This window comes from Vibrio sp. RW (assembly GCF_027587105.1).
Taxonomy (GTDB): domain Bacteria; phylum Pseudomonadota; class Gammaproteobacteria; order Enterobacterales; family Vibrionaceae; genus Vibrio; species Vibrio toranzoniae.
The window spans coordinates 245676-253828 of record NZ_JAPPTM010000006.1; the positions used below are offsets into that span (position 1 = coordinate 245676).

Consider the following 8153-nt stretch of genomic DNA (forward strand, 5'->3'; position numbering starts at 1 on the left):
GATTGTTATGTACCAAGCAAGAAATATCTTCGATGTGTCTATTCAAGACGCTGAAAGGATTTTAGAAGCATATGAACACATGAAGAGTATTCCAGATTTGGGACGTGACCCTGAAGAATTAAAGCGTGCTGCGCTGATAATGTCTTTAACCGCATGGGAAACTTATGTAGAAGACAAGGTTAGTGAGGAAGTTGCATTGCAGACAAAGGTACTTCAAGGCTCTCAGATAGGTCACTTCATCAGTAATTCATTGGAAAAAGAACTAAAGTTCTTCCATACGCCGAATAGCAAAAAAACAAAAGATATTTTTGAACGTTTTCTTGGTATTGATGTGACCGGTTCTTGGTCGTGGCCTGGTTATGAAGATCCCAACAGAACTAGAGCTAAACTCAATGAGTGGATACAGAAGCGTGGGGATGCAGTTCATCGTTCTGTTGCAGATAAGCAAACATCTCACTTGATCAGTAAGCCAGAAGCTGAAAAGTGCATTAAGTTCTTTAAAAACCTAGTTGAGGCCACTGAGCATGCCATTATTGTCTCTTCTTGATGACCGTTCGAAGCCCAAAGGCTCCAGAGACCCTTTGGGCTTCGAGTTGGTTTGGAGTACTTTAGGCCGTAATGTCATCGGAAATCTAACAACAATTACTTCTTCTCTTGAAAACTTCACAACGGCATTACTTGGTTTTTACTGGGCAAATGAATTGGCTAGTGAATCAGAGCCAACAGCTCGCAATAAGCAAATTCGAGAATACTTTTTACGTTATGAACAAGTTGCAGCCTATTTAAGGCGTATTGGGCAATCTAATGCAATTATGGGGATTAACCGTGTTTCACAGCGCATGAATGAGCAAAATAAAATTGCGATTGGTACAGGTAAAGAACAAATACTGAGTAATCAAGCCAGTTATGGGCTGTGGGGGCTTTATTCTTCCGCAATGAGAGACACTGGTCTTATTCGTGGTAATGACAGGGAATTAACCGAAAGCGGGTTACAAATTGCTTTGCAGTTAGAAGCTCTTGTTGATAAGCCAGCAATTCAAGAAATGATTAGTGCTAAAGAAATCTCAATTCAACGTTTAGAAAGCTATTCCGCTGAATTTATGGATATGCTGGCGAATCCAGCTATCACATTAAACATGCTTGAACAACTGTTAGTCGGTATTACTAGCTCCACAAAGTTAGAACAGGAGCAAAACTGCCTACAGCAAGAGCTATGGCGTCATACTCAAGAGCTAGTTAAAAATCGAATTCTTATGAGTAACAAAGATAGTTATATTAATGAACTGCTAAACAAAAACATTTCACCTCAGTTAAAGTCTGCGCTCAAAGAGATTACTGTGGTAGATGAAGTACTAGCAGCTATCAATAACATTTTCCAATACTCCCAGACCCAGCATGGTGTTGAGTTAGAAAAAGTCATTAAGACTTTAGAAGATAAAGAGTTTGATTTTTCTTATCTGCCAGACGAATTACCACAGTCTAACTATCCGCGAAAAGATCAAATTTCAATGATCCTTAAACAAATCAAATCTTATGATTTTACCAATGCTATCACGATGATCATTGATCTTAATAAAGTAGTCATGCAGAAGCGAGGTGGCGCAGCATGGATTCGAGTTGATGAAAATAAGAAACTCGACGTGTTGATCAAAAGCGAATCAGCAAAACTATTAAACACTGAAGAATTAAGAAAAAAATGGGCGTATGACTATTTTATTGGCTCATTTTTAACCATGGCATTAACTTATCAAAATCTTATGATTTCGGAGGGAAAATAGTATGGAGAAATCTTCAATCACCAATGCATTGGCCTCGGTAATCAATGATAAACATATAATCGCAGCTGTTTTTACTTCATATACATTTGAGCCCAATTTTTTCGAATTAGAAGTAATTCCCGAACTATTACCAACACATACACCTTACTCGACTGACGAGCGCGTTAAGCTATTTCAAATTAGAGAAATACTTAGGGAATCAGGTTTAAGCATTGATGTATTCTATGATGCAAAAGTGTTCAAGAAAGAGCAGTCACCTCAAATGGAGTACCTGTGCCATGGTGTCACCGCAGGTAACCGTGCATTTCATGCCAAAAATATTTACCTACTGGGTGAGGATGATGATGGAAATCAAACACTTCTGTTTTCTTCTGGTTCAAATAATCTGACCCAAAAAAGTTGGTGGGAAAACATAGAGGTACAGCATTGGGAAGAAGTATCGAGTGGTAATGTAAAACAACGTTTTTTGAACCACTTAAAGTCAGACATCGCCTTCCTAGAGTCAAATCGACATCGTAATATCAACTCTGATGCAATTACGGCTATTAAAAGTTTCTTAGAAGACTGTACTTATTTTAATCGTGCTCCAACGGTTCACTATTTTGATCTGGAAAGAACCAAAGGTAATTTTTTTCAGTTTTTGAAACAAAGTGAAGTACTTAACCAATATAAGAATTGGAAATTAGAAATTATATCGCCATTTTTTCCTGACGATCCTAAAAGTAAGTTACATCAAAAATTTTATCCTCTTGGCGTTAAAAGCATAACCATTCTTTTACCACAAGATGAAGAGGAAACGGCATTTTGCCAGAAAGAATTTTTTGAACACATCAATGACAGTGATGATATTGAGTGGGGGCAATGGACAGAAGATCTGCAGACTTCATTAGGGTTAAATCAAGATGTTTTTCGTAAGCTGCATGCCAAAATTTTTCATTTTTATAACGGAATGCAATCATGGGTATTTATAGGCTCTGTGAACTTCAGCCATATGGCAACCTCTGAAAATGTGGAGTCGGGGTTCTTTGTTAGGTTACCAAAAATCAAATCGATGCTTGAACCTCTTCAACAGAAAGCATTCGTTAAATTTGAGCCATCGACAATCGAAGAAGGAGCTGAGGGGGATGCTGATAGTGATGAAACCTTACCTGAGTTCTACTTAACGTATGACTGGAAAGAAAAAACACTGATTGGTCGAACATCAAAGTGCATGAAGTATGAGATCCAACTTCATGGCCCCAATGGTGACGTTGTCACCAAGCCGTGGCAAGTTACTTACAATGAAACGCATTGTGAGCCGAGTATAAATCTTGAAGACGCTTTAAAAAACAGTTCTCTGATGGAAGTCAGTGGTGTGAATGAGAGAACGAATAAACCGTTTACAACTCATAGGATTATGATTCAACAAACAAGCTGGACACATAAACCTATTGAACTTCCAACATTAACACCTCAACAAATACTCGCTATCTATTCAGGTATGAAGCCAGAGCAACGTCAGCTTGTACTAGATAATGCCTTCATCAATAGATTGGTATTAACAAAAGCCAGTGGAGAGATCACGGGCATTGATGACGACCAGGTTGAAAACCAGTTCTTCTGCGAATATGCCGAAATTTTCCAAGCATTTAAAATTTTAAATCAACGTCTAAAAGTTGCCTTTGCAAACGATGCTTCAGAACAAGTTGACTATTACCTAACAGGGGCTGGTATAGATAGCTTACCTTCGCTTATTCAATGTGTGTATGACAAAGAGTCAGAAAATTACGATGGAATTATTGCTTATTTATTATCCCTTTCTGCATTGGAAATTCTGAATGACGATGACTTTGTTTGTCGTTCAAATGTTGAAGGGTTGATCAATGAAATTGAAAGGCGCATCAGAGCACTTAAACATAGTGACGATATCAAACTCGACAATAATTCAGCAAAAGATCGTCAGCGATTTTTTAATTGGTTTGAAACCCAGTTTTCTCATCCCTACGACACTGAATCGGTTCAATAAATGAGTGACCAACTATGACAATGCTAGATTTGGAAAATGCCCGAGAATTGATCGATTTTTCAGGAGGGCAAGAATCTCTAATAGCTTTAGGAAAAGTTCAGCTAGAAGGCGCAGTCGCTCTGCATAATATGATTGCAGATCCTAGTGTGGGGCTTGGCTATCTTGCTGATGAAGTAGGAATGGGGAAGACTTACATAGCACTTGGTGTTGTGGCCTTGATGCGCTATTTCAACCCATCGCTAAGGGTTCTTTATATCTGTCCGAGTAAGAATGTTCAGGATAAATGGTTAAAAGAGTACAGAAGCTTTATTGCACATAATGTGAAAGTTTCTCAGTATCGTATTCGTACCCCAGATGGAAAATCGGCTGTTCCCCATATTAGCTGCAACAATGTTCCGGAGATGATCTACGCTGCTTCGAGTGGATATTATGCTGATTACTTTATTTCTAAAGACAGTTTTAGTATCAGTTTGAATGATGACCTATCTCTATGGAAAAAGCGCTGCGATGAGTTGCAAGAGCTTGTACCAGCTAAAACCTGGCTTAAGATCATTGAGTCTAAGCATGATGTTAAAGATAGATATGCTGAAGCTCTGAATTATATCTTGCCTACTTTTGATCTTATCATTATTGACGAGGCGCATAACTTTAAACATGGCTTTGAAAGCAGCGATCGCAATCAGGTGTTGTCTAAGGTTTTAGGTTTCAATGGTAAGTTACCGGCAAGAGTAAAAAATGCACTTCTCCTGTCAGCTACACCATATGATCGGAATATAAACCAGCTGAGAAATCAGTTGAGATTGGTAGGAAAAGAAAACCTCCTACCAGACAATATATTTAACGACGATAAAGAAAATATAGTGAAACACCTTCGCCTCTTTATGGTGAGAAGACTGAACCGTATTGAAGTGAATGGCCGTGATCATACTCGAAACATGTATCGAAAAGAGCATAGAGATGGGGGCTCGGCACAAGTTCAGCTAAAAAGTGATAATCAAAAATTGGTTACAGCACTGGTTCAAAAGAAAGTTGGTGAGAGCCTAAATAGAGCAGGGGACAGCCCTGCATTTCAAATCGGTATGATGGCTAGTTTTGAAAGCTATGCACAAACAGTAAAATCATCGCCTGTTCAGTTCGATAATGATGATACCGACAGAGACACGAAGGATGCTCAAGATAGAAATGTCCTTGACCGTATTGTTGAAAGCTACAAGGAGTCAAATCTTGGTACCACTTTACCTCATCCCAAAATGGATACCGTTTGCGAACAGCTAAGTGGCAAGTTATTTAAACAGAACAAAAAACAGATTGTCTTCGTAAGACGTGTGAAGAGTGTGAAAGAACTGAAAGACAAGCTCGATGATCACTATAGTCAGTGGTTAGAAAGTTACATTTCTGAAGAGTTGAGCTTATACAAGCCAATGAATTCAATGTTTAAGACATTATTTGAAGCATATAGACACGACAGCCGTTACAAGGAAGAGGGCATTTCTGAAGGGGAATATATTGAAGGCAAAGAGGGGACGCCTGATGATAACCAACCCCCGAAGAATGATACATTTTTCTCTTGGTTTTTCCGTGGAAAATTAACTCAAGAAGCGGTTGATATTACGGCAAACTCGGTATCGAATTTGAGTACTCCAGACGATATTCGTAAAGCGACATCATCTAAAAATCGGGCGATTGGTCTGATTTTTGAGCATAATTGGGCAGCGTTTATCCTAACGTATCAAAAGGAATTGGGTAACTTAGAGAAGCTTATTACGAAAAATCAGGATGATTTGTTAACGTATGCAAGGAAGTACAGGGATTCCAAACAACCGAAAAACAAGCTAGATGAATTCAGGGCTTGTCAGCTGGGCTTTATTGAATGGTTAATGTGCTCTGATACTCAATATTTGTTCTTGGAACCTTTACTACAAGGCTTAGTGACACATTACTCCCCATCGATTAATAATAATGGGGATGTGTCGCTCGATGTACTCCAGAAACATCTATCTAGAGAAACTTTCTACACTGAACTTCAGAAACAAAACTTATTACAAGTTATATTCCCACTTCAAGATGCTCTCTACTCTGCACTCATGAATAATGGAGATTGCGTTGCGCTACTAGAGAAACTAGACGTTCATAGTCAGGTTATTAGTTTATGCCTCAGAACTGGGCATGGCATCATTGATCTCTATCTATCCCGTTTGAAGCAATCCCCGGGTAAACTTAAATCAAAAGACCGCACTGATTTACTAAAAGATCTAGTCTCGCGTATTAAGCAACAACAAAAGAGTGTGGGCTTCTCAACATACCAAGAACTATCAGCACTAGCAGATCAACTGGATCACATTATTAAAGTGAATATCCCTGAAGTTCTCGATAAAAAACAAGATGAGAGACGTTCGTTTCTAAGTAAAAGATTAAACCCTGTATCACCTGTTATTGGCGCAACAGGTGAAACCTATGGCATTCGTTCTGCCCAGGCTCGTAAATTTCGGATGCCGGGATACCCATTGGCGCTGATATCAACGAATGTATTCCAAGAGGGCGAAGATTTACATTCCTTCTGTGACAGTGTGGTTCACTACGGTTTATCCGGCTCTCCTGTGAGTATTGAACAAAAAACAGGACGTGTAGATCGAGTAGCATCTCTTACGCAACGTCGATTCATCTCGCATGGAGAATCTGAAGGTAAAGTGACATTAGAAGATGATCTGATACAGGTTGCTTTTCCCTACATAAAAGAAAGCATTGAACTGCTACAAGTTAGACAGTTATGTCATAACCTGAATGATTTTATCGAATCACTTCATGAGCTTGAACAGCCAACAACAAAACCACTCGATACTGTAAATACAGACGAAGCTCTGAGTGATAAGTCTGATATTCCATCTCAGATAGTCAGTTTTTTGAAGTCGCCTTATGCAGAATTTTCATTCCCTGATTTATCAGAGATAAAGCAAGGCATTATTGAAACGCATAGTACTACAGTAAGCGATACGGTTGCGCACGTAAAATCACTTGTTGAGCAATTTGAGCAATCTATTGGTGAAAAAGTAACAGCGCAAATTAGTGCAGCGAAAAGGACTGGGGATCTGTTATTTCACACCGAACGTGAATTAGCTCACTACCAACTTTCTAACGATTGCTTGTTCGAATACATGCAAAAGGAATGCTGGCAAAAACCGCATCGGACTCTTGCTGTTGAAACTGGATCTGGTAGTTACCAGTTGTATGCGAATAGTGAAATGCTTGTTGGTGATAATACGATTACACAAGCTCAGGAAATTGAGTTCTCCTTTGACAGACTTGGACTCCAACGCCTTAAGGGAGAAAAGCATTTTCCTCAATCTGAATGCCTTCTTAGTTATTCTAAAGATGTTCGCTATTCTTCATTACAACTGAATAATCATCTGTTAGATGTCACTGTTGATGTAACTTATAAGCCAGACCATATCGCCTTACGGTTTGATATTGGGCATGAAGCATTACGGCGTTATCATACTGTCGAGGTCTATGAGCTCGATGGTTTATGCCTCTTAATTAGTAAGGCTGTCTTAGCTGAAAATATAGCTAAGTTTGGTGTCAATAAAGACAAGAAAATTGTTCAATATACGTGGATGAGAAACAAGAAAATCGATGTTGTTGAGTTTTTGCTTGACCAAGAGGGGGGTATAAGTGGACGGATTATCCATCCACTAGATAACTTCAGTTGGGAAGAGTTTGTCTATTGTACTTATACTCTAGCTGTTGAAGCGGATAGATTAGAGTACATAGTAGATCATCAAGATAAGCTGTAGTCTTTTCAAAAATCTGTAGCCAATGTGTAAGTTGAAGGTCGATAGTGACTAAAGTAACACCGGAAGTAACATCTTAAAACTCGATTTTTATAATATTTAATTTAATCAAAAAGATAGGTATGATAGTCGAGTCCAGTAGCGATACGAAAAAGCCCACCTAGTGTGGGCTTTTTTGTGCCTGTAATTCCTTGTGTTATCAAGTTCTTAGTCTTCTGGAATTTTATGAGACTTTGTATGTATTGCCATCCGATAGGGTTGGTAGTTTTAGCTAGGACTAGCGTGGTGAGGGAGGTCAAAGACATTAGCAGTTATATGAGTGTCGCCACTATCATCGACCTATCTTTTAATCTTCTATATTGCTTGCCTGAGTTTAAACGAAAGCTAAGCCAAAGGGTATGAGCCTAAATAAACCCAGTACTGAGCTTATAGAAGGCCAATTTAGTCTAAACACGATTAAATTTTTCATATCGATTAAGAAAAAATAATGAAAGGTGATATGTAAAGTTAAGCTGTGAGTAATGGACTATCTAATAAATATAGCGATGCAAGTTATATTTCTCATCTATGGTTTGTTTATCA

Annotated in this window: 4 protein-coding genes; all 4 read left to right on the forward strand. The window is 38.6% G+C overall.

What is annotated here, in order from left to right; all coding sequences use genetic code 11:
- Window positions 1-7: 7 nt before the first annotated feature.
- The 4 genes from OCT63_RS08005 to OCT63_RS08020 are packed head-to-tail and all read left to right on the forward strand — an operon-like array spanning window position 8 to window position 7574.
- Window positions 8-547, forward strand: a complete 540-nt coding sequence (locus tag OCT63_RS08005) for a HEPN domain-containing protein (RefSeq protein WP_048611329.1) — start codon at window positions 8-10, stop codon at window positions 545-547.
- The gene (locus OCT63_RS08010; protein WP_161672548.1) at window positions 525-1778 is read left to right on the forward strand and encodes a hypothetical protein; all 1254 of its coding nucleotides are present in this window, start codon (window positions 525-527) and stop codon (window positions 1776-1778) included. The genes OCT63_RS08005 and OCT63_RS08010 overlap by 23 nt, the downstream gene beginning before the upstream one ends.
- A gap of 1 nt (window position 1779) precedes the next feature.
- The gene (locus OCT63_RS08015; protein WP_161672547.1) at window positions 1780-3783 is read left to right on the forward strand and encodes a hypothetical protein; all 2004 of its coding nucleotides are present in this window, start codon (window positions 1780-1782) and stop codon (window positions 3781-3783) included.
- A gap of 14 nt (window positions 3784-3797) precedes the next feature.
- Window positions 3798-7574, forward strand: a complete 3777-nt coding sequence (locus OCT63_RS08020; protein ID WP_269983520.1) for a DEAD/DEAH box helicase family protein — start codon at window positions 3798-3800, stop codon at window positions 7572-7574.
- Window positions 7575-8153 lie beyond the last annotated feature (579 nt).

What these genes read in the sequence shown, in the direction of transcription:
- OCT63_RS08005 (WP_048611329.1), top strand. Translation starts at nt 8, where the DNA reads ATGTACCAAGCAAGAAATATCTTCGATGTGTCTATTCAAGACGCTGAA.
- OCT63_RS08010 (WP_161672548.1), top strand. Translation starts at nt 525, where the DNA reads ATGCCATTATTGTCTCTTCTTGATGACCGTTCGAAGCCCAAAGGCTCC.
- OCT63_RS08015 (WP_161672547.1), top strand. Translation starts at nt 1,780, where the DNA reads ATGGAGAAATCTTCAATCACCAATGCATTGGCCTCGGTAATCAATGAT.
- OCT63_RS08020 (WP_269983520.1), top strand. Translation starts at nt 3,798, where the DNA reads ATGACAATGCTAGATTTGGAAAATGCCCGAGAATTGATCGATTTTTCA.